Source organism: Rhizobium sp. L43 (genome assembly GCF_002531725.1).
Classification (GTDB): Bacteria; Pseudomonadota; Alphaproteobacteria; order Rhizobiales; family Rhizobiaceae; genus Rhizobium.
In genome coordinates, this window is the sequence record NZ_NWSQ01000004.1 from 247,456 (window position 1) to 267,555 (window position 20,100).

The 20,100-nt window shown below is 61.9% G+C and carries 19 protein-coding genes; 10 read left to right on the forward strand and 9 right to left on the reverse strand.

What is annotated here, in order from left to right; all coding sequences use genetic code 11:
- Positions 1-151 precede the first annotated feature (151 nt).
- Positions 152-1,543, reverse strand: a complete 1,392-nt coding sequence (locus CO667_RS06260) for a multicopper oxidase family protein (RefSeq protein WP_097617569.1) — start codon at positions 1,541-1,543, stop codon at positions 152-154.
- A gap of 248 nt (positions 1,544-1,791) precedes the next feature.
- On the opposite strand from CO667_RS06260, the gene aspS reads away from it, so the two are divergent.
- Positions 1,792-3,582, forward strand: a complete 1,791-nt coding sequence (gene aspS / locus CO667_RS06265; RefSeq protein ID WP_097617708.1) for an aspartate--tRNA ligase — start codon at positions 1,792-1,794, stop codon at positions 3,580-3,582.
- 327 nt (positions 3,583-3,909) lie between these two features.
- On the opposite strand, the gene CO667_RS06270 is transcribed toward aspS, so the two are convergent.
- Complete coding sequence (locus tag CO667_RS06270; protein ID WP_097617570.1) at positions 3,910-5,097, reverse strand: hypothetical protein; 1,188 nt, start codon at positions 5,095-5,097, stop codon at positions 3,910-3,912.
- A 234-nt stretch (positions 5,098-5,331) separates the two neighbouring features.
- Here CO667_RS06270 and parC point away from each other — a divergent pair, with 234 nt between their 5' ends.
- Positions 5,332-7,587, forward strand: a complete 2,256-nt coding sequence (parC, locus tag CO667_RS06275) for a DNA topoisomerase IV subunit A (RefSeq protein WP_097617571.1) — start codon at positions 5,332-5,334, stop codon at positions 7,585-7,587.
- A gap of 155 nt (positions 7,588-7,742) precedes the next feature.
- Entirely contained in the window at positions 7,743-8,201 is a 459-nt protein-coding gene (locus tag CO667_RS06280) for an SRPBCC domain-containing protein (RefSeq protein WP_097617709.1), read from the forward strand.
- Here CO667_RS06280 and CO667_RS06285 read toward each other — a convergent pair.
- The 6 genes from CO667_RS06285 to hemB all read right to left on the reverse strand — a co-directional run bounded on the left by CO667_RS06285 (position 8,185) and on the right by hemB (position 12,290).
- Entirely contained in the window at positions 8,185-8,583 is a 399-nt protein-coding gene (locus tag CO667_RS06285) for a type II toxin-antitoxin system death-on-curing family toxin (protein ID WP_097617572.1), read from the reverse strand. The two genes, CO667_RS06280 and CO667_RS06285, sit on opposite strands and share 17 nt — an antisense overlap.
- Positions 8,580-8,801, reverse strand: a complete 222-nt coding sequence (locus tag CO667_RS06290) for an AbrB/MazE/SpoVT family DNA-binding domain-containing protein (RefSeq protein WP_012756879.1) — start codon at positions 8,799-8,801, stop codon at positions 8,580-8,582. Before CO667_RS06290 ends, CO667_RS06285 begins: the two co-directional genes overlap by 4 nt.
- A 57-nt stretch (positions 8,802-8,858) precedes the next feature.
- Positions 8,859-9,743 carry a DMT family transporter gene (locus tag CO667_RS06295; protein WP_097617573.1) on the reverse strand — a complete coding sequence of 295 codons (885 nt, stop codon included), beginning with the start codon at positions 9,741-9,743 and terminating at the stop codon, positions 8,859-8,861.
- On the reverse strand, positions 9,744-10,520 hold the full coding sequence (locus CO667_RS06300) for an arginyltransferase (RefSeq protein WP_097617574.1): 777 nt from the start codon (positions 10,518-10,520) through the stop codon (positions 9,744-9,746).
- Between the two features lie 205 nt (positions 10,521-10,725).
- The gene (locus CO667_RS06305) at positions 10,726-11,184 is read right to left on the reverse strand and encodes an RDD family protein (RefSeq protein WP_097617710.1); all 459 of its coding nucleotides are present in this window, start codon (positions 11,182-11,184) and stop codon (positions 10,726-10,728) included.
- 92 nt (positions 11,185-11,276) lie between these two features.
- A complete protein-coding gene (gene hemB, locus CO667_RS06310) occupies positions 11,277-12,290 on the reverse strand; it encodes a porphobilinogen synthase (RefSeq protein ID WP_097617575.1) in 1,014 nt (337 codons plus the stop codon).
- 229 nt (positions 12,291-12,519) lie between these two features.
- Here hemB and CO667_RS06315 point away from each other — a divergent pair, with 229 nt between their 5' ends.
- The 7 genes from CO667_RS06315 to CO667_RS06345 all read left to right on the forward strand — a co-directional run bounded on the left by CO667_RS06315 (position 12,520) and on the right by CO667_RS06345 (position 19,306).
- Positions 12,520-12,957 carry a DUF6163 family protein gene (locus CO667_RS06315; RefSeq protein WP_063474274.1) on the forward strand — a complete coding sequence of 146 codons (438 nt, stop codon included), beginning with the start codon at positions 12,520-12,522 and terminating at the stop codon, positions 12,955-12,957.
- A gap of 128 nt (positions 12,958-13,085) precedes the next feature.
- Complete coding sequence (locus CO667_RS06320) at positions 13,086-13,601, forward strand: MarR family winged helix-turn-helix transcriptional regulator (protein ID WP_097617576.1); 516 nt, start codon at positions 13,086-13,088, stop codon at positions 13,599-13,601.
- 438 nt (positions 13,602-14,039) lie between these two features.
- Positions 14,040-15,341, forward strand: a complete 1,302-nt coding sequence (locus CO667_RS06325) for a L,D-transpeptidase family protein (RefSeq protein WP_097617577.1) — start codon at positions 14,040-14,042, stop codon at positions 15,339-15,341.
- Between the two features lie 216 nt (positions 15,342-15,557).
- Entirely contained in the window at positions 15,558-16,856 is a 1,299-nt protein-coding gene (gene glyA, locus CO667_RS06330) for a serine hydroxymethyltransferase (protein WP_097617578.1), read from the forward strand.
- 9 nt (positions 16,857-16,865) lie between these two features.
- Entirely contained in the window at positions 16,866-17,342 is a 477-nt protein-coding gene (gene nrdR, locus CO667_RS06335) for a transcriptional regulator NrdR (protein WP_097617579.1), read from the forward strand.
- Between the two features lie 3 nt (positions 17,343-17,345).
- A complete protein-coding gene (gene ribD / locus CO667_RS06340) occupies positions 17,346-18,695 on the forward strand; it encodes a bifunctional diaminohydroxyphosphoribosylaminopyrimidine deaminase/5-amino-6-(5-phosphoribosylamino)uracil reductase RibD (protein WP_097617580.1) in 1,350 nt (449 codons plus the stop codon).
- Complete coding sequence (locus CO667_RS06345) at positions 18,695-19,306, forward strand: riboflavin synthase (protein ID WP_097617581.1); 612 nt, start codon at positions 18,695-18,697, stop codon at positions 19,304-19,306. Before ribD ends, CO667_RS06345 begins: the two co-directional genes overlap by 1 nt.
- Before the next feature lie 253 nt (positions 19,307-19,559).
- Here CO667_RS06345 and CO667_RS06350 read toward each other — a convergent pair whose 3' ends face one another.
- Positions 19,560-20,075: a GNAT family N-acetyltransferase gene (locus CO667_RS06350; RefSeq protein WP_097617582.1), complete on the reverse strand. Its 516-nt coding sequence runs from the start codon at positions 20,073-20,075 to the stop codon at positions 19,560-19,562.
- Between the last annotated feature and the right edge of the window lie 25 nt (positions 20,076-20,100).

The following is a 20,100-nucleotide window of genomic DNA, read 5'->3' on the forward strand; positions in this document are numbered from 1 at the left end:
CATTTCATTCGCAAGGAAAAGGTCGGTTGAACCTTCCTTCTCCTTTCGCTTCGATATGTCAATACAACAGCATACGCTTCGAGCATTGCTGGCTAAGAATCACGTCCAAACTGCGGCAAGGCGAACACCGGCGCGCAAAGTGTAGCCTCGATCAGCTCACCCTGAGATAGCTGGTCATCCCCGTCTTCTGGTGTTCGATGATATGGCAATGCAACAGCCAGTCGCCGGGATTGTCGGCGACGAAGGCGAGCTGCACCTTCTCATCAGGCTGGATCAGATAGGTATCGGAGGTGAGCGGCATCACCTCCCTGGTCGAGGAGGAGATCACCGTGAAGCTCATCCCGTGCAGATGGATCGGGTGCGCATGCGGCGTGGTATTTTCGAGATTGAAAACGTAGCTCTTGCCGAGCTTAAGTTCCGCCAACGGCGCCGTCGGATCGGGCGTATCGCCCGGCCACGGCACCTTGTTGATCGCCCAGAAACTGTAGCCGAGCGTGCCGCAGATGCTTTCGACGGCGGCATTCTCCGCGGTAGCGCTCAGCACCAGCGGGATCTGTTCGGCGACGGAAAGATCGGCCTTCGCCACCGGATTTTCGACAAGCGGCCCGAGATCGCCGATCTCGCGCTTCAACGATGATCCGACCGCGCGCAGGCTGGCGATCACCTTCGGCGTCGTGCCGCGGATATCCTCGAGCGTCGCGACGGCGCCCTCGCTGTCCGGCATGCGCACGGCAAGGTCGAGCCGCTGACCCGGCCCGATCTGCAGCAGGTCGAGGGGAAAACGCTTGGGCACCGGATTGCCGTCGATCGCAATCACGCTCGCATCGGCCCCTTCCATCTTCAGCGAGAAGATCCGCGTCACGTCGGTGACCGCGATGCGTAGCCGCACCAGCCCGCCGGCCGGCGCGTCATATCGCGGCTCCTGATGCCAGTTGGCCGTGCGCACCGTGCCGTAAGTGCCGGTCTTGGCGGCGTCGCGCGGCCGGAAGGCGGCGATGAATTGCCCGTCGGCGCCGAGCCGCCAGTCGCGCAGGTTCAGCACCACTTCTGCATCGAATTCCGGATCGGCCGGATCTTCGACGACGATGACGCCGGTCATGCCGTGGCCCATCTGCGTCAGCGTGTTGCAATGCGGATGATACCAGAAGGTGCCGGCATCGGGCGGCGTGAAGGCATAGTCGAAGCTGTCGCCGGTATAGATATAGGGCTGCGTCATGAAGGGCACGCCGTCCATGCGGTTGTCGATGCGAAGCCCGTGCCAGTGGATCGTCGTCGGCTCGTCGAGCCCGTTTTTCAGCCGTGCAGCGTAAGGGCGCCCCTTGGTCATCCTCAGAACCGGCGGCATGCCGTCATGGCCCCAGCTCATGATATCCCGGGTCGGCCCCGCCTCGCTCAGCATCGCCTCGGTCTTCACCGCCGTCAGCAGCTGCGGCTCGGGTGCCGCCTCGGCAAGACCGAATTTGCCGGCAATGCCCATGCCGACACCATAGGCGCCCGCGACGGCGGATGCCTTGAGAAGGTTGCGGCGAGTAAGGAGAGGCATGCGGGCGCTCCATGGGTGAGAATGCCGATCCTTTTAAAGTTGAGAGGCATCTTCATCAATACGGCAAACGCGGCCAAACTGCCGCAGCTTGGCGGTCGCAGCCTCGCCATAAACGCGTGCCAAACGCGCACCAAGCCTTGACAAATCGGAGCGTCCATGCGCTTTTCCGCCCGATTTTCTTGTCGGTGCGGGAGAGCCATCGGAGCCCCTTGCTGCCGTCTTTAAGCCAGATACCGGGAATTGAGATGATGCATCGCTATCGCAGCCACACATGTGCAGCCCTCCGCAAGTCGGACGTCGGCGCCAATGTCCGGATTTCCGGTTGGGTCCATCGCGTTCGTGACCATGGCGGCGTTCTCTTCATCGACCTGCGCGACCATTACGGCATCACCCAGGTCGTTGCCGATCCGGATTCGCCCGCCTTCAAGCAGGCCGAACAGGTTCGCGGCGAGTGGGTCATCCGCATCGACGGCCTGGTCAAGGCCCGCACCGAAGACACCGTCAACAAGAACATGGCAACCGGCGAGATCGAACTCTACGCGCAGGAGATCGAAGTGCTCTCGGCTGCCAAGGAATTGCCGCTGCCGGTCTTCGGCGAGCCCGACTATCCGGAAGACGTGCGCCTGAAGTACCGCTTCCTCGATCTGCGCCGCGAAACGCTGCACAAGAACATCGTCAAGCGCACCCAGGTCATCTCCGCCATGCGCCGTGAAATGGGCAATGTCGGCTTCACCGAATACACGACCCCGATTCTGACGGCATCCTCGCCGGAAGGTGCGCGCGACTTCCTCGTGCCGTCGCGCATCCATCCCGGCACCTTCTATGCGCTGCCGCAGGCACCGCAGCAGTATAAGCAGCTGCTGATGGTCGCAGGCTTCGACCGCTATTTCCAGATCGCCCCGTGCTTCCGCGACGAAGACCCGCGTGCCGACCGCCTGCCGGGCGAATTCTACCAGCTCGACCTCGAAATGAGCTTCGTCGAGCAGGAGGACATCTGGGACACGATGGGCCCGCTGATATCGAGCGTGTTCGAGGAATTTGCCGAAGGCAAGCCGGTCACCAAGGAATGGCCGCGTATCCCCTATGACGAGGCGATCCGCAAATACGGTTCCGACAAGCCCGACCTGCGCAACCCCATCGTCATGGAAGCGGTCACCGAACATTTCGCCGGCTCCGGCTTCAAGGTTTTCGCAGGCATGATCGCCTCTAACCCGAAGGTCGAGATCTGGGCTATTCCGGCTAAGACCGGCGGTTCCAGAGCGTTCTGCGATCGCATGAATGCTTGGGCGCAGTCGACTGGTCAGCCTGGCCTCGGCTACATCTTCTGGCGCAAGGAAGGTGACAAGCTCGAGGGCGCCGGCCCGCTTGCAAAGAACATCGGTGAGGAGCGCACCGACGCGATCCGTACCCAGCTCGGCCTCGATGACGGTGACGCCTGCTTCTTCGTTGCCGGCGATCCGGCGAAGTTCTACAAGTTTGCCGGTGAAGCCCGCACCAAGGCCGGCGAAGAGCTGAACCTTGTAGATCGCGACCGTTTCGACCTCTGCTGGATCGTCGACTTCCCGTTCTTCGAATGGAGCGAAGAAGACAAGAAGGTCGATTTCGCGCACAACCCGTTCTCGATGCCGCAGGGCGGCCTCGATGCGCTGCAGAACCAGGATCCACTGACCATCAAGGCTTTCCAGTACGACGCCGTCTGCAACGGTTTCGAAATCGCCTCGGGCTCGATCCGCAACCAGTCGCCGGAAACCATGGTCGCCGCCTTCGAGAAGGTCGGCCTCAGCCAGCAGGATGTCGAAGACCGTTTCGGCGGCCTCTACCGCGCCTTCCAGTACGGCGCGCCGCCGCATGGCGGTGCTGCCTTCGGCATCGACCGTATCGTCATGCTGCTCGTCGGCGCCAAGAACCTGCGTGAAATCTCGCTGTTCCCGATGAACCAGCAGGCCCAGGACCTGCTGATGGGCGCGCCGACCCCGGCAACTCCGACGCAGCTGCGCGAACTCTCGATCCGGCCGATCCCGCCGGTCAAGAAGGACTGATATAGCAGGTTGCCCGGCTTTCTCCGGCGCCGCGGCCAGCCCCGTCCTTCGAGGCCCCTGCGGGGCGCCTCAGGATGAGGCTGGAGAGAGGTGGCAGCTCGGCTCAAGGAGAGCGCCGCGGCAAGGCACGCCGGTAACGTTTTCCACGCGGCAGGCACCACGATCAGCCCTCATCCTGAGGTGCGCAGGCCAGAGGCCGGAGCCTCGAAGGACGGGGGCGGGTGGCTCAGCCAACTTCAGGCACCTCGGGTGAGGCTGGAGAGAACTCAGAAAGACAAAAGGCCCGGCAGCGGAACTGCCGGGCCTTTTGTCGTAAGGTCGAAGCGATCAGTCGTTGGCCGAAACCTTGACGCCGAGCACCTGCGGCAGCGTGGTCGGAGCGCCCATGGCGGCGCCGACGATCGTCGGGAACGGCACCGGCTTTTCGGGAGCGGCCTTGACGGTCAGGCTCTTCGGGTCGTCGAGGAAGGTGTTGACCGCTGCCGAAACGGCGTTCTGCAGTTCCGGGATATTGAGCTGCGCCAGCATGATCGGCGTCATCGTCTTCAGCGAATCCGCCATCTGCTTGCCCGACATGTTCTGCTGCGAACCGGCATAATCGAGCGCACGCTTGGTGATCGAGGCATCTTCGAAACGCACTTGCGCCGCCTCGAAGGAAAGCTGCTGCATCAGGCCGAGCATGGCAAGGCCGAGCGCCTGCTGCGACTGTTCCTTGTTCGGGTTGGCTTCGGATTCCTTCATCGCATCCTGCATCGATTTCATGAAGGCCATCGTGTAGCCCGAGATCTTGAATCCGAGGTTCAGCTTGCCGATGTTGGTGAAGTCGAAGGCAAATTCAGAAATGTCGATCGTGCCGGGGGCGAGTTCCCAGGCGCCCTTCATGGTGATGTCGCCCTGGACGTGCTGCAGGGCGAGCTTCTCGATCGCGTCCTTGCTCTGCGGATCCTCAGCCTTGGTGAGATCGGCCTTCATGCTTTTGAAGGCGCCGTCGAAATCGAAGCCGGATTCGTCCTCGCGCAGCGTCAGGTTCATGTCGCTTTCGAGCAGCGAGAACACTTCCGCGCCGTCCTTGACCACCTTCAGCGGGCCGGTATGGGCGGTTTCATAAAGCATCATGGTATCGAGCGTATCGCCGCCCGCCGTTGCCGGGACCGAGATGCCGCCGAGCGTCAGTCCCTCCGCCGTCACCGTGACGCCGTCTTGTGTCTTGTTGATATCGGGGAAGGCGGCTTCTTCGATGTAATAGCCGCCATCCTCGTCTTCTTCGACGCCGGAAAGGGTGACTTCGCCGATCGGCAGGCTTTCGCCGGCGGTCGGTTTGACGGTGACGTTCTTCAAGGTCACGGTCGTGCCGTCGATATCGACGGCCTCAGCCGAAATCGTTCCGCCCTGCGCGGCGTAGGCGGCATTGATCTTCTTCAGCAACTCGGTGCCATCGAGCGCGAAAGCCGAGCCGGCGAGTGAGAAAAAGGCTGCGCCCGACAGCATCAGCCGCGTTGTCCGGTAAAAGTTCATGGGGTGATTCCTCTGGTGGCGTGTGGCGGTTTTGAATCTGCAGTTACGCTACTACGGATTGGGCCCGCTTTATATTTGCGGACTTCTAAATTTCCGTTGAAAGGAACGGCAAACGAAGTCCAAATTGCGGCGGAACGTTTGTCTCATCCTTTGATGTGGGTTGGAAGACTTCATCCACAGCTGCAATGGCCCGGATTCCTTGCCCGCCGGGCTCTTCTGGGCTAGTCAAGACCCATGGGACAAGAGATTTTGCCGCCTTCCGGCGGAGACGACGACAACATCCAGCCGGTCGACCTCAAGGCGGCGCTCGAGCAGCGCTATCTCGCCTATGCGCTTTCGACCATCATGCACCGCGCTTTGCCTGACGTGCGCGACGGGCTGAAGCCCGTTCACCGCCGCATCGTCTATGCGATGAACGAGATGGGGCTGAGGCCGAATACAGCCTTCAGGAAATGCGCCAAGATCGTCGGCGAAGTGATGGGTAACTACCATCCGCACGGCGACCAGTCGATCTATGATGCCCTTGCCCGTCTCGCCCAGGATTTCTCGCAGCGCTACACGCTGGTCAACGGCCAGGGCAATTTCGGCAATATCGATGGCGACAGCCCCGCCGCCATGCGTTACACCGAATCGAAGATGACGGCGGTCTCGGAACTGCTGCTCGAAGGCATCGATCAGGATGCCGTCGATTTCCGTGATACTTACGACGAATCGAATACCGAGCCGGTCGTCCTTCCCGGCGCCTTCCCGAACCTGCTCGCCAACGGCTCCTCCGGCATCGCCGTCGGCATGGCGACCTCGATCCCGTCGCACAATGCCCACGAGCTTTGCGATGCCGCCCTGCATCTGATCAAGCATCCCGATGCGACGGTCGAAAAGCTGGTCGAATTCATTCCCGGCCCGGATTTCCCCACAGGCGGCATCATCATCGACAGCCGCGACAGCATCATCGAGAGCTACCGCACCGGCCGCGGCGGTTTCCGCGTGCGGGCGAAATGGCAGATCGAAGATCTCGGCCGCGGTGGCTACCAGATCGTCATCACCGAAATTCCCTTCCAGGTGCAGAAATCGCGGCTGATCGAAAAGATCGCCGAGCTGCTGATCGCCCGCAAGCTGCCGCTGCTCGAAGACATCCGCGACGAATCGGCCGAGGATATCCGTGTCGTCCTGGTGCCGAAGACCCGCAGCGTCGATCCGACGATCCTGATGGAATCGATGTTCAAGCTAACGGAGCTGGAAAGCCGCTTCCCGCTCAACATGAACGTGCTGTCCATGGGCCGCATCCCCAGGGTCATGGCGCTGAACGACGTGCTGAAGGAGTGGCTGGATCACCGCCGCGAAGTCCTGCAGCGCCGTTCGCGCTTCCGCCTGGCGGCAATCGACAGGCGTCTCGAAATCCTCGGCGGTCTTCTGGTCGCCTACCTCAACATCGATGAGGTCATCCGCATCATCCGCGAGGAAGACGAGCCGAAGCCGGTCATGATGGCGCGCTGGGATCTGACCGACAATCAGGTCGAGGCGATCCTCAATATGCGGCTGCGCGCCTTGCGCAAGCTTGAAGAATTCGAGATCCGCAAGGAGTTCGACGAACTCACCAGGGAAAAGGGCGAGATCGAAGCGCTGCTGGCCTCCGACGACAAGCAGTGGCAGACGGTCGCCTGGGAAATCGGCGAGGTAAAGAAGAAATTCGCCAAGGCGACCGAGGTCGGCCGCCGCCGCACCCAGTTTGCCGATGCGCCCGAAGCCGACGAGGAAGCTATCCAGCAGGCGATGATCGAGAAGGAACCGATCACCGTCGTCATTTCCGAGAAGGGCTGGATCCGCGCCCTGAAGGGTCATATCGCCGATACGGCGACGCTGACCTTCAAGGAGGGCGACGGCTTGAAGCTGGCCTTCCCGGCGCAGACAACGGACAAGATCCTGATCGTCACGACAGGCGGCAAGGCCTTCACGCTTGGCGGCGACAAGCTGCCGGGCGGTCGCGGCCACGGCGAGCCGCTGCGCATCATAGTCGATATGGACAACGACCAGGCAGTGCTGACCGCTTTCGTCCACGATCCCGCGCGCAAGCAACTGATCGTCTCCACTGCCGGCAACGGCTTCGTCGTTGCCGAGGCCGAGCTGGTCGCTAATACGCGCAAGGGCAAGCAGATCATGAATGTGGCGCTGCCCGAGGAAACCCAGCTGCTCGTGCCCGTCGGCGGCGATCATGTCGCCGTCGTCGGCGAAAACCGCAAGCTGCTGGTCTTCCCCTTGGCGCAGGTGCCGGAAATGTCGCGCGGCAAGGGCGTGCGTCTGCAACGCTACAAGGATGGCGGCATTTCCGACGTCCGCTGCTTCGCGATATCAGACGGCCTCGTCTGGGAAGACAGCGCCGGCCGCACCTTTACGAAGAACAAGGACGAGCTTGCCGAGTGGCTGTCCGACCGCGCCACCGCCGGCCGCACCGTGCCGAAGGGCTTCCCGCGCAGCGGCAAATTCGCCGGCTGAGGCACAAATTCCGCGCTCGGCCCTTGGCGGGCGCGGGAACTCCGCTATTTCATTACTGTTACCAAAAATAGGAGAAGGCCGCTTCCGAGGCTGGCGGAATGGCCGGTGTTTACGTGCGCCTGGGAGAGGCGCGCGCCCTTACCGGAGGAAAATCGATGCCCGCCAGCACCATCAAATTGCATGTCAGCCACACCTACAAGGTGCCGCCCGCGGTCGTCTACGACGCCTGGCTCAACCCCGAAATCGCCCGCCGCTTCCTGTTTGCCACCGATGACGGTCACGTCATCCGCGCCGATATCGATCCGCATGTCGGCGGCCGTTTCTTCGTCGTCGACCGCCGTCCGACCGGCGACGCTTTTCACCAGGGCGTCTTCCTGGAACTGAAGCGCCCGCAACGCATGGTCTTCAGCTTCTCCGTCGAGGAGCACGACCACAATTGCGACCGTGTCGAAATCGACATCGAGCCTCTCGGCGGCGGCAGCCGTCTGACGCTCACCCATGAAATGTGCGCCGAATGGGCCGAACACGAGGAAAAGACCCGGCAAGGTTGGGCGCATGTGGTCGAAGGGCTGGGCAGGGAACTGGAGCAGCAGCAGTTCAAGGCGACGGGTTGAGCGCTATGCTGAAATCCCGAAGGAAGCGGGTCGCACCCTCTTCGTCGATCTCGCCGGCGGCGACGTCGAGTACAAATGCAATGACCTGCGCATTATCCGCATCAATGACATAATCGTTGATGTAGAGAAACGTAAATGCTGCGAGATAGCCAGTACGCTTGTTTCCATCCACGAATGGGTGGTTTTTAACAATGGCGTAGAGATAGGCTGCAGCGAAAACGAAGATATCGGTTTCGCCATATGCGGCCTTATTGAGCGGGCGTGCCAAGCTGGTTTCCAACGCATTGGCATCCCGCAGCCCAGACAAACCGCCGTGCTCGGCGATCTGCTCATCATGCATATTTTCGATCGCTTGGCGGCTTAACCATTTAAGCGATATCATTTCGCGAGTTCGCGGAGCGCCACCCGATATTTTTCCATGCCGATGCGGGCTGCCCGCATTTGCTCGGCAAGGTCCGCCGATTCCGGTACAAGCTGAATATTACCCTCGACCTCTCGCAGTTCGAGGCTGTCGCCGCTGCTCAAGCCCAGCCGCTGCAGTACCTCTTTAGGGATAATAACACCCTCGGAATTGCCGATCTTGCGGATTGTGACGTTCATCGTTCTGTCCTCTGTGACAACGGAGTTATAACATGAGGCCGCGCAGGCAACAACGTCCTATTCAGCCGGTTGCCTGATGCTCTTCGCTCGCACCATCCAGAAGCAATGCCCGGCGATCGCCGCCACCAGGATAGCGCCGCCGACCAGCGTCATCGTCGCCGGCGTTTCGGCAAAGATCAGCCAGACCCAGATCGGCGCGAGCACCGTTTCCAGCAGATAGAACATGCCGACTTCAGGCGCGGAAAGGTAACGCGGCCCCGTCGCAAGGCACCAGAAGGCCACCGGCATCATGATGGCGCCATTGACGAGGATCCAGCCGGGGTGGGCGATGGCAAGTCCCGAGGGCAGCGCCTGCGCGAGGCCGAGCACGGCCGGCAGGATGGCGGCCAGCAGCGGCACGAAGCCCATTTCCCGGCGCGAGGCACGCCCGACCGTGATGGCTGCGGCAAGAATAAGCGCGCTGAGAAGCGCCATGGCGTCGCCAAAAACATGGCCGCTCGCAAGCCCTTCACGCACGATCAGCCCGACGCCTAAGATCATGAACAGCATGGCGATCAACGTTGCGGGCTGCGGCTTCTCCTTGAGGAATATCCAGGAAAGAAGCGCAGCGAACATCGGGTTGAAGGCGACGATGAAGACGACATTGGCTGTGGCCGTATTGAAGACTGAAAGCACGAAGGTGAGGGACGAGATGCCGTAGAGCAGGCCGGCGATTAGGCCGGCTCGCCCCGGAACGAGGATCGGCCATTTGCCCGAGGCAAGGCGCATTGCTCCCAGGATGACGAACGTGGCGAGAACCGTTGCAGCACTTCGCATTCCCAGGATCGACCAGATGTCGCCATCGCCGAGACGGACGAGCGGGATATCCATGGAAAGCGCCAGCCCGCCGACCGCCGTCAGCAGCAGACCCTTCCGATGATCGGAAAGAGCGATGGGAAACATTCAGTCGTGGGTGCTTTCGGGCATGGAGGCGGGATCGAAACGTTCCCAGCCGCGCGGGGTCAGATGTTCCTGCGGCTGGAAACGTGTCTTGTAGTCCATTTTCCGCGACCCTTGAACCCAGTAGCCGAGGTAGACATGCGGCAGGCCCAGCGCTTTCGTGCGCCTGATATGGTCGAGAATCATGAAGGTGCCGAGCGAACGCCGCTCGATATCCGGATTAAAATAGGAATAGACCATCGACAGCCCGTCGCTCATCGTGTCGGTGAGAGCGGCGGCAAGCAGCTCGCCCTTCGGCCGCTGTTCCAGTCCGGAGCCTTCCTCGCGCCGGCGATATTCGACGATTCGCGTGTTCACATGCGTGTCTTCCACCATGATCGCATAGTCGAGCACGGTCATATCGGACATGCCGCCCTGCTGGTGGCGAAAATCGAGATAACGTCGGAAGAGCGAATATTGCTCGCTGGAAGGCTGGGCGGCGAATTCGGTGGCGATGACGTCGGAATTGGCGGCAAGCACCCGCTTCATCGATTTCGTCGGTTCGAATTCCTGGGCGAGAATGCGCACGGAAACGCAGGCGCGACAGGATTCGCAGGCCGGGCGGTAGGCGATATTCTGGGAACGGCGGAAACCGCCCTGGGTCAGGATGTCGTTCATCTCGGCGGCGCGCGGGCCGACCAGATGGGTAAACACCTTACGCTCCATCTCATGCGGCAGATACGGACACGCAGCCGGAGCCGTCAGATAAAACTGCGGGGATGGCGTCGTCTGCGTATTCATCTGTCGCGGAAATTTCCTTGTCGAGACCGAGCCGTTTCTTGACAGCATGACCTAAGAATAGAAAACGTCAACAGCGGGGCGGCCTTCGCCTTCATTTCAGTCTTCTAATTTTAGATATGGGGCGCTGGCGCGCCTGGGCAAAGAGAAAGCGGAGACTTTATTTCGTCTCCGCTTAAGGGTTTCAGCGGTCGCCGCCGTCAGCCGTTCAGGCAGTCCGTATCGTCGCCGTGCCGACCAAGAGGTCATGGATAAGACGGCTGCGCTCGGTAAACAGGCCGGCAAGCAGGATAAGCGGCGTCAGTACCGAGTTGAGGATCCAGAACAGCGCCAGATGCACGATCGCCGTCAGGAAATCCATCGGCCGTCCATCGACGCGCACGATCGCGATCCCCATGGCGCGCATGCCGAGTGAGGCCTGGCTCGAGCCGCCCACCGTCAGGCCGAAGTAAATCCCGGCGACGATGACGAAGAGGGCAGGGTAGAGCAGGAAGCCGAGCCCGAGCGTGAGGATCGACAGGAAGAACAGCACGACCGCGGCTGGAATCCAGAGCAGTGCCACGATGACGTAATCGAGGATGAAGGCGAAGACACGGCGGCTCAACACGCCGCTATAGGCGCGCCAGTCCTCCGGGGCGGCATAAAGCGGATTGGGGTTGTAGCTCATCTCAATCTCCTGCGGAAAAACGATGCCGCTGATATGGTATCGGCAGGGCAAAATGCAATAATCTGCCCCCAAATCGCCAATCGCCATCGAAATCACCGCTTGGCGAGAATCTTCGCCACCTCGACGGCGAAATAGGTGAGGATGCCGTCGCATCCCGCCCGCTTGAACGACAGCAGCGTTTCGAGCATCGCCCGATCGCCATCGATCCAGCCGTTCATCGCCGCCGCCTTGATCTGCGAATATTCGCCGGAAACCTGGTAGGCGAAGGTCGGCAGGCCGAAGGCCTCCTTCATCCGCCAGCAGATATCGAGATAGGGCAGGCCGGGCTTGACCATCAGCATGTCGGCGCCTTCCTCGACGTCGAGGGCGGCATCGCGGATCGCCTCGGTGCCGTTGGCGGGGTCGATATAATAGGTCTTCTTGTCGCCCTTCAGCAGCCCGCCGGTCGAGATCGCCTCGCGATAGGGGCCGTAGAAGGCGGAGGCGAATTTCGTCGCATAGCTCATGATGCCGACGTTCTGGTGGCCGGCCGCATCGAGCGCCATGCGGATCGCGCCGATGCGCCCGTCCATCATCTCCGATGGCGCGATGATGTCGGCGCCGGCATCGGCCTGCATCACGGCGGCGCGGGCAACCTGGTCGACCGTCTCGTCGTTGACAATCTCGCCGCCTCTGAGAATGCCGTCATGGCCGTGGCTGGTGAAGGGATCGAGCGCGACGTCGGTGATGACGCCGATATTGGGCACCGCCTTCTTGATCGCTGCCGTCGCCTGATTGATCAGGTTGTTGGCTTCGAGGCTGTTCGAGCCGGTCTCGTCGCGCAGCTCCATCTCGATATTGGGAAAGGTGGCGAGCGCGGGAATGCCGAGGCCGGCCGCTTCGCGCGCCGCTTCGACGGCCTTGTCGATGCTCATGCGGTTGACGCCGGGCATGGCCGGGATCGGATCGATAATGCCGGAACCCGCCACGATGAAGATCGGCCAGATCAGGTCGTCGACCGTCAGCCGGTTTTCCTGCACCAGCCGGCGCGTCCAATCCGCCTTGCGATTGCGCCGCATGCGGCGATGGCCGGTGATCTCGTCGACGAGATGCGTTCTGTCCTGCATGATATCTGCCCCCAGCCCATTCCATTTATCGGAGCGCTCATTATCATGACGCCCGGAAAATCCAAACCGGACGATTGGCCGCGGCGGAAAACCCCTGACGCATAATCCCGAAAATCCAATCGATTTTCGCGGTTATGCGCAGGCTCAATGTGATAGAGCATCGTCAGCGCGTCTTGTCGGACGCGCGGGCGCCCTTATGAAGATGCAACCCCGAACCGATGTCTGCGCTATGGAAACCGATTCCCCGACGATACCGAAACGCACACTGGCGGATATCCTCTTCATTCTCTTCCTGAGACTGGTTGCCGTCTCCTGCTTCTGGTTCGGCCTGCAATATTGGGCGATGCTCGTCGGTTATTCGCTGGTCGGCGCCGGCCGCTTCGATCTGTTGAGCCTGCCGTGGAAGGTGGCGAGCACCAGTCTCGCCGTGCTTTTCCCCGTCGCTTCCCTCGGCCTCTGGCTGACCGTCTCCTGGGGACCGGTCATCTGGGTGCTGGCCGCCGGCGGCCAGATCCTGATGTACGGCCTGCTGCCGGATATTTTCGGTCCCAACCAGCTGATCATCCTGCTGCATGTCATGGTCGCCGTGGTTTACTGGATTTTCCGCCTGCTGCTGTGGCTGGAAAAGCGCCGGCACCGCCGTCAGGTAAGTGTTGATTTACCCTGAGACAACGTGGAGTTACCAGTAAGGCTCCGTTAAGCCTGCGGTTTAAGTCGAATTTTATATGTATTCGATAGGGTCTCACTCAAGGCGGGAAGAAAACACACCGCCAATCAAACAGTGAGGCAGTCAATATGAACACGAAAATTAAGCCGCAGGCGGCATCGAACTTCCGTGACCAGCAGGACCAGGGCATCCGTGATCTTTACATGGAATCCCTTCATCTTGTTGAACGTCTTCACCGTCGTCTTCTCGACGTCATCAAGGACGAGTTCGACCGTCAGGGTCGCAGCGACGTCAACGCCATCCAGGCGCTGCTCCTTTTCAACATCGGCAATTCCGAGCTGACCGCCGGCGAGCTGCGCTCGCGTGGCTACTATCTCGGCTCCAACGTTTCCTACAACGTCAAGAAGCTGGTCGATCTCGGCTTCATCAACCACCAGCGCTCGCGCATTGACCGCCGCTCGGTCCGCATCAGCCTGACCGAAACCGGCCAGGACATCGCCGAAACGGTCGCCAAGCTCTACGAACGCCACATTACCTCGATCGACAAGGTTGGCGGTATCGGCACCGACGAGTTTACGCAGATGAACAAGCTGCTCCAGCGTCTCGACCGTTTCTGGAACGACTCGATCATGTATCGCCTCTAGGACCCTTGACCTCCTTCCAGGGTTACAGAAAATCGGACGTGTTCCCTGCACGTCCGATTTGCCATTTGATCCGCGTGGCATCTTTGCAACGCATGGCTGACAAGCGCTAAGCCCGGTATTCAAGCCGTTTTTTAGCCGTTATTAACCCGCACGGTTTACCCCGTCGTATGGTTCGTTGCATCGCGTTCCCGGCAACCGGCAGTCCGTCTTCCGACCCGGCAACACGAATTGGCCATATTGGTGTGGCAGCGGAAGGCTTAACAACCGGCGCTTTCAATGGACCAGGAATGTCCAGGCTTTCCTATCGCAATCTTGTGATGGGACGCGCGGAATTTCCTGACGTGCCGGAAGAACGAATGGATGGGATCTGCGTTGAAAGCGCAGTGATATCGCAAAGGGCCGCGCCTCCTTGATAGCGGCATTGAGTGGTTGGGACGAATGTCGAAGAAAAACGGAATTGAAGCTCTCTCGCGCCGCGCTTTCCTTGCGTCCGCGGCAACGGTTGGCGCCAGCGCGATTGCTGCGCCGGCATTTGCGCAATCGGCGATCGATACGCTGATCAACGCGCCGCGCCGCGGCAACTGGGACGACCAGTTTGACGCCAAGGCGGCGTCGCGCACGGCAAGCGCCGTCATTTCCAACACCCCGATCCTAGGCCCCCAATCGGTTGCGAGCGCCCAGCAGGCGGTCATGCAGTATCAGCAGATCGCCGCAGCCGGCGGCTGGCCTGAGGTCAATCCCGGTGACCAGCGCCTGCAGCTCGGTGTCAGCCATCCCGCAGTCCAGGCGCTGCGCCAGCGCCTTGCGATCACCGGCGACCTGCCGCACGAGGCCGGCATGTCGAGCGCCTTCGATTCCTATGTCGACGGTGCCGTCAAGCGCTTCCAGGCGCGCCACGGCCTGCCGGCCGACGGCGTTCTCGGCGAATTCACGCTGAAGGCGATGAACATCCCCGCCGATGTCCGCCTGCAGCAGCTGAACACCAATATCGTCCGTCTGCAGACCTTCCCGGAAGACCTGGGCCGCCGTCACGTGATGGTCAACATCCCGGCCGCCTATGTCGAGGCTGTCGAGGATGGCAGTGTCGCGACGCGCCACACCGCGGTTGTCGGCCGCTTGAGCCGCCCGACGCATCTCGTCAATTCGAAGATCTATGAGGTCATCCTCAACCCTTACTGGACCTCGCCGCGCTCGATCGTCGAGAAGGACATCATGCCGCTGATGCGCAAGGATCCGACCTATCTCGAAAAGAACGCCATCCGCCTGATCGACGGCAAGGGCAACGAAGTCGCCCCCGAGACCATCGACTGGAACGGTGAGGCGCCGAACCTGATGTTCCGCCAGGACCCCGGCAAGACCAACGCCATGGCGTCGACCAAGATCAACTTCTACAACAAGAACGGCGAGTATATGCACGACACGCCGCAGCAGGGCCTGTTCAACAAGCTCATGCGCTTCGAATCCTCGGGCTGTGTCCGCGTCCAGAACGTGCGCGACCTGTCGAACTGGCTCTTGCGCGAGACCCCCGGCTGGAACCGCCAGCAGATGGAGCAGGTGATCGCAACCGGCGTCAACACGCCGATCAAGCTCGCCACGGAGGTTCCGGTTTATTTCGTCTACATCTCTGCCTGGGGCATGCCCGACGGCATCGTCCAGTTCCGCGACGACATCTATCAGATGGACGGCAATGCTGAGCTGGCGCTCGACACCACGGCCGGCATGGAACAGCCGGTTCAATAAGCGGCGACCTCTGCATCGAACCCTCAAACCGCGCCTTCCCGGCGCGGTTTTTTTATGCCGGGGAGGGCGTGGTATCCCTTGGCCACCATTCATAGCCACCGCGCTGTCGCAAAATGACCGGAGCGCGCGCTTTGCTCAGCAAATGTCGTTCTTCGTATTGCCCTTGCCACGGCGGAAGGCTAATACCTCAGCGCATTCCAGTTGAGGAGCCCGCCCATGACCAATGCTTCCACCGAATCCTTCTTCAATCGCTCGCTTGCGGACGTCGATCCCGAGATTTTCGGCGCGATCGGAAAGGAACTCGGTCGCCAACGGCACGAGATCGAACTGATCGCTTCCGAGAACATCGTCTCCCGCGCCGTGCTGGAAGCCCAGGGCTCCATCATGACCAACAAATATGCCGAGGGTTACCCCGGCAAGCGCTATTACGGCGGCTGCCAGTTCGTCGATATCGCCGAGGAACTGGCGATCGAGCGCGCCAAGAAGCTGTTCGGCGTCAATTTCGCCAACGTCCAGCCGAATTCCGGCTCGCAGATGAACCAGGCCGTATTCCTGGCGCTCTTGCAGCCGGGCGATACCTTCATGGGTCTCGACCTGAATTCGGGCGGCCACCTCACGCATGGTTCGCCGGTCAACATGTCCGGCAAGTGGTTCAACGTCGTTTCCTACGGCGTGCGCGAAGGCGATAACCTGCTCGATATGGATGAAGTCGCCCGCAAGGCCGAAGAAACCAAGCCGAAGCTCATCATCGCCGGCGGCACCGCCTATTCCCGCATCTGGGACTGGAAGCGCTTCCGCGAGATCGCCGACTCGGTCGGCGCCTATCTGATGGTCGACATGGCCCATATCGCCGGTCTAGTCGCCGGCGGCCAGCATCCGTCGCCGTTCCCGCACTGCCATGTCGCCACGACCACGACCCACAAGTCGCTGCGCGGTCCGCGCGGCGGCGTCATCCTCACCAATGAAGAGGATCTGGCGAAGAAGTTCAATTCGGCCGTCTTCCCCGGCCTGCAGGGCGGTCCGCTGATGCACATCATCGCCGCCAAGGCCGTTGCCTTCGGTGAGGCGCTGCAGCCGGAGTTCAAGGATTACGCCGCCCAGGTCGTCAAGAACGCCCGGGCGCTGGCCGAAACCCTGATCGCAGGCGGCCTCGACGTCGTTTCCGGCGGCACCGACAACCATCTGATGCTCGTCGACCTGCGTAAGAAGAACGCCACCGGCAAGCGCGCCGAGGCAGCGCTCGGCCGCGCCTACGTCACCTGCAACAAGAACGGCATTCCCTTCGATCCGGAAAAGCCCTTCGTCACCTCGGGCGTGCGCTTGGGCGCACCGGCCGGCACGACGCGCGGCTTCAAGGAAGCCGAATTCCGCGAAATCGGTAACCTCATCGTCGAGGTTCTCGACGGCCTGAAGGTCGCCAATTCCGATGAAGGCAACGCCGCCGTCGAAGCCGCCGTGCGCGGCAAGGTGGTCAACCTCACCGACCGCTTCCCCATGTATGGCTACATGGGGTAAGGAATAGGGATGCGCTGCCCCTATTGCGGTTCGGAAGATACCCAGGTCAAGGATTCGCGTCCGGCGGAGGATAACACCTCCATCCGCCGGCGGCGTATCTGTCCGGATTGCGGCGGCCGCTTCACCACCTTCGAGCGTGTGCAGCTGCGCGAGCTGATGGTCACCAAGAAGACCGGCCGCAAGGTGCCATTCGACCGCGACAAGCTGGTGCGCTCCTTCGAAGTGGCGCTGCGCAAGCGCCCGGTCGAGCGGGATCGCATCGAGCGCGCCGTTTCCGGCATCGTCCGCCGGCTTGAAAGCTCCGGCGAGACCGAGATTTCTTCCGAGCAGATCGGCCTGCAGGTGCTGGAGGCGATGAAAAGCCTCGATGATGTCGGCTTCGTGCGCTACGCCTCGGTCTACCGAGATTTCTCGCTTGCCGAGGATTTCGAGAAGGTCATTTCCGAAATCAACGCCAAGATCGCCCGCGACCCGCTGGACAGGTAAGCCATGAGCACCACGCCGCATGACGAAGGTTTCATGGCGGCGGCGATCCGTCTGTCGCGTCTGCATCTCGGCCGCACCGCCACCAACCCCTCCGTTGGCTGCCTGATCGTCAAGGACGGCGTCGTCGTCGGCCAGGCGGTGACGGCGATCGGCGGCCGCCCGCATGCCGAGCCGCAGGCGCTCGCTGAAGCCGGCGCTGCTGCCCGCGGCGCCACCGCATATGTGACGCTCGAACCCTGCTCGCATCACGGCAAGACGCCGCCCTGCGCCGAGGCGCTGATCGCCTACGGCGTTTCCCGCGTCGTCATCAGCGTCACCGATCCCGATCCGCGTGTCTCCGGCCGCGGCATTTCCATGCTGCGCGACGCCGGCATAGAGGTGGATGCCGGCGTGCTGGAGGCGGAGGGCCGACGTTCGCTCGCCGCTTATCTCACCCGCCAGACGAAGAACCGCCCCTATGTGACTCTCAAGCTTGCCGTTTCCGCCGACGGCATGATCGGTCGCGAGGGGGAGGGCCAAGTGGCGATCACAGGCCCGGAGGCCCGCGCGGAGGTTCAGGTGCTGCGCGCCGAAACCGATGCAATCCTCGTCGGCATCGGCACGGCGATATCAGATGATCCGCTGCTGACGGTGCGGACACCAGGTCTCGAAGCCCGATCCCCGATCCGCATCGTTCTCGATCCCACTCTGGCTCTGCCGCTGACCGGCAAACTGGTTGCGACGGCACGGGAGGTGCCGGTGATCGTTGTCGCCAGCGAGGAAGTATGGCCCCTATCGGCGGATGCGGAGGGGCTACCCCCCTCTGTCCTGCCGGAGTACCGGGGTCGAGCCACGGGTCTCGATCCGTCCTTCGGCCCCCCCACAAGGGGGGAGATCGGCAAGGAGCGAAATCGGAGTTCCCCCGTTTCTGTCGGCAATCAATCGGCTTCAGTGGATGTAGGGCAGGGAGCAAGCTCCCAGCCGATCTCCCCACCTGTGGGGGAGATGCCCGGCAGGGCAGAGGGGGGTACCTCACCCACCGACCCGGTCGACATGGAATCCCGCCACACCGCACTCGAAGCCGCCGGTGTCGAAATCGTCTATTGCAATCCCTACCATCCGGAAATCCTGCTGCCGGCCTTGGCAACGCGCGGCATTTCCTCGCTTCTGGTCGAGGGCGGCGCAAAGACGGCGCGGCTTTTTCTCGAAGCGGGCCTCGTCGACCGCATCCAGCTTTATCAGGCGCCTGTCGTTATCGGCGAGGGCGGTATTGAATCCCCCTTGCAGGCGACCGACATACCATCGAGTTTTGCCCATACGGGCACGCGGATGTTCGGCGAAGATCGCCTGGACGAATACGAAAGAGGGTTTTGATGTTCACCGGAATAGTCACCGATGTCGGCACGGTCGAATCCGTTTCCCCGCTGAAGGAAGGTATCCGTTTGCGGGTCGCGACCGCCTATGATCCCAAGACGATCGACATGGGCGCCTCGATCTCGCATGCCGGCATCTGCCTGACCGTCACCGCCCTTCCGGCCGAAGGCAGCAACGGCCGCTGGTATGAGGTCGAGGCCTGGGAAGAGGCGCTGCGGCTGACGACGATCGGCACTTGGCGCGAAGGCCGCCGCATCAATCTCGAACGGTCGCTGAAGATCGGCGATGAACTCGGCGGCCACATCGTTTCCGGCCATGTCGACGGCAAGGCGGAAATCCTCTCGGTGACATCGGAGGGCGACGCCACGCGTTACCGGCTGCGGGCGCCCGAACATCTGGCCAAATTCGTCGCCCCCAAGGGCTCGATCGCGCTCGACGGCACCTCGCTGACGGTCAATGCGGTCGAGGGCACGGATTTCGACGTCCTCCTCATCCGCCACACGCTCGAAGTCACCACCTGGGGCGAGCGCAAGGCCGGCGATTTCGTCAATTTCGAAGTCGATACCATGGCGCGCTACGCCGCCCGGCTGGCGGAATTCCCGAGCGCCTGAGCAGAAAACTCCCTCTCACCCTAACCGACCGGCGTCGAGTCACCCGTCTCGACCCGTCCTTCGGCCCCCCCGTAAACGGGGCAAGGGGACGTGCCCGCGAGAGGCAAGCGGGGGGCGGAGAGGTCGCGGCATATCCCCTTCGCCCCGCGAGCGGGGAGAAGGTGGCGGCAGCCGGATGGGGCTGCTCTCGCCGATCTCCTGGCGAGGATGTCGCGTGACATTGAACTCCACTCGTGTCTCGAGACGCGACGCGCTAACGCGAAAACTGAATGATTTCCCCATTATACTGCGTGCGCGCCGTCTCGCGAAAACCGAGCTTGGCCGCGACCCTGAGCGAGGCCTCATTCTCCGGGCTGATGATGCAGCTCATCGGTTTTCCCGGGAAATGCGCTTCCGCCCAGCCGATCAGTGCGGTCAGCGCCTCGGTGGCGTAGCCGCGGCCGTGCGCCCCGGGCATCAGTGCCCAGCCGACCTCCATCGTCCCCTCGATCGAGGGTTCCATTTCGCGGCGGGCTTCCAGGAAGCCCGCTTCGCCGATGAACCGGCCGCTCGCCTTTTCGACGATCGCGAGAAAGCCGAAGCCCATATGGTGCCACATACCGGCAACGCGCAGCATGCGGCTCCAGCTCTGCTCACGTGTCGAGGGCGCGCCGGTGATGAAGCGCACGACGTCCTCGTCCGCCCATAATGCTGCATGCGCCTCGAAATCGTCGAGGCGGTGAGGGCGAAGCGTCAGTCGCGCCGTTTCGAGGGTCGGAATATCGGTCACATCGGATCCTTCTGGAATCGCACCC

Coding starts and splice junctions, on each gene's coding strand:
- glyA (WP_097617578.1), top strand. CDS start 15,558: ATGACCAATGCTTCCACCGAATCCTTCTTCAATCGCTCGCTTGCGGAC.
- CO667_RS06345 (WP_097617581.1), top strand. CDS start 18,695: ATGTTCACCGGAATAGTCACCGATGTCGGCACGGTCGAATCCGTTTCC.
- CO667_RS06295 (WP_097617573.1), bottom strand. CDS start 9,743: ATGTTTCCCATCGCTCTTTCCGATCATCGGAAGGGTCTGCTGCTGACG.
- nrdR (WP_097617579.1), top strand. CDS start 16,866: ATGCGCTGCCCCTATTGCGGTTCGGAAGATACCCAGGTCAAGGATTCG.
- hemB (WP_097617575.1), bottom strand. CDS start 12,290: ATGCAGGACAGAACGCATCTCGTCGACGAGATCACCGGCCATCGCCGC.
- CO667_RS06260 (WP_097617569.1), bottom strand. CDS start 1,543: ATGCCTCTCCTTACTCGCCGCAACCTTCTCAAGGCATCCGCCGTCGCG.
- CO667_RS06325 (WP_097617577.1), top strand. CDS start 14,040: ATGTCGAAGAAAAACGGAATTGAAGCTCTCTCGCGCCGCGCTTTCCTT.
- ribD (WP_097617580.1), top strand. CDS start 17,346: ATGAGCACCACGCCGCATGACGAAGGTTTCATGGCGGCGGCGATCCGT.
- CO667_RS06290 (WP_012756879.1), bottom strand. CDS start 8,801: ATGAACGTCACAATCCGCAAGATCGGCAATTCCGAGGGTGTTATTATC.
- CO667_RS06315 (WP_063474274.1), top strand. CDS start 12,520: ATGGAAACCGATTCCCCGACGATACCGAAACGCACACTGGCGGATATC.
- CO667_RS06270 (WP_097617570.1), bottom strand. CDS start 5,097: ATGAACTTTTACCGGACAACGCGGCTGATGCTGTCGGGCGCAGCCTTT.
- CO667_RS06280 (WP_097617709.1), top strand. CDS start 7,743: ATGCCCGCCAGCACCATCAAATTGCATGTCAGCCACACCTACAAGGTG.
- CO667_RS06320 (WP_097617576.1), top strand. CDS start 13,086: ATGAACACGAAAATTAAGCCGCAGGCGGCATCGAACTTCCGTGACCAG.
- aspS (WP_097617708.1), top strand. CDS start 1,792: ATGCATCGCTATCGCAGCCACACATGTGCAGCCCTCCGCAAGTCGGAC.
- parC (WP_097617571.1), top strand. CDS start 5,332: ATGGGACAAGAGATTTTGCCGCCTTCCGGCGGAGACGACGACAACATC.
- CO667_RS06285 (WP_097617572.1), bottom strand. CDS start 8,583: ATGATATCGCTTAAATGGTTAAGCCGCCAAGCGATCGAAAATATGCAT.
- CO667_RS06300 (WP_097617574.1), bottom strand. CDS start 10,520: ATGAATACGCAGACGACGCCATCCCCGCAGTTTTATCTGACGGCTCCG.
- CO667_RS06305 (WP_097617710.1), bottom strand. CDS start 11,184: ATGAGCTACAACCCCAATCCGCTTTATGCCGCCCCGGAGGACTGGCGC.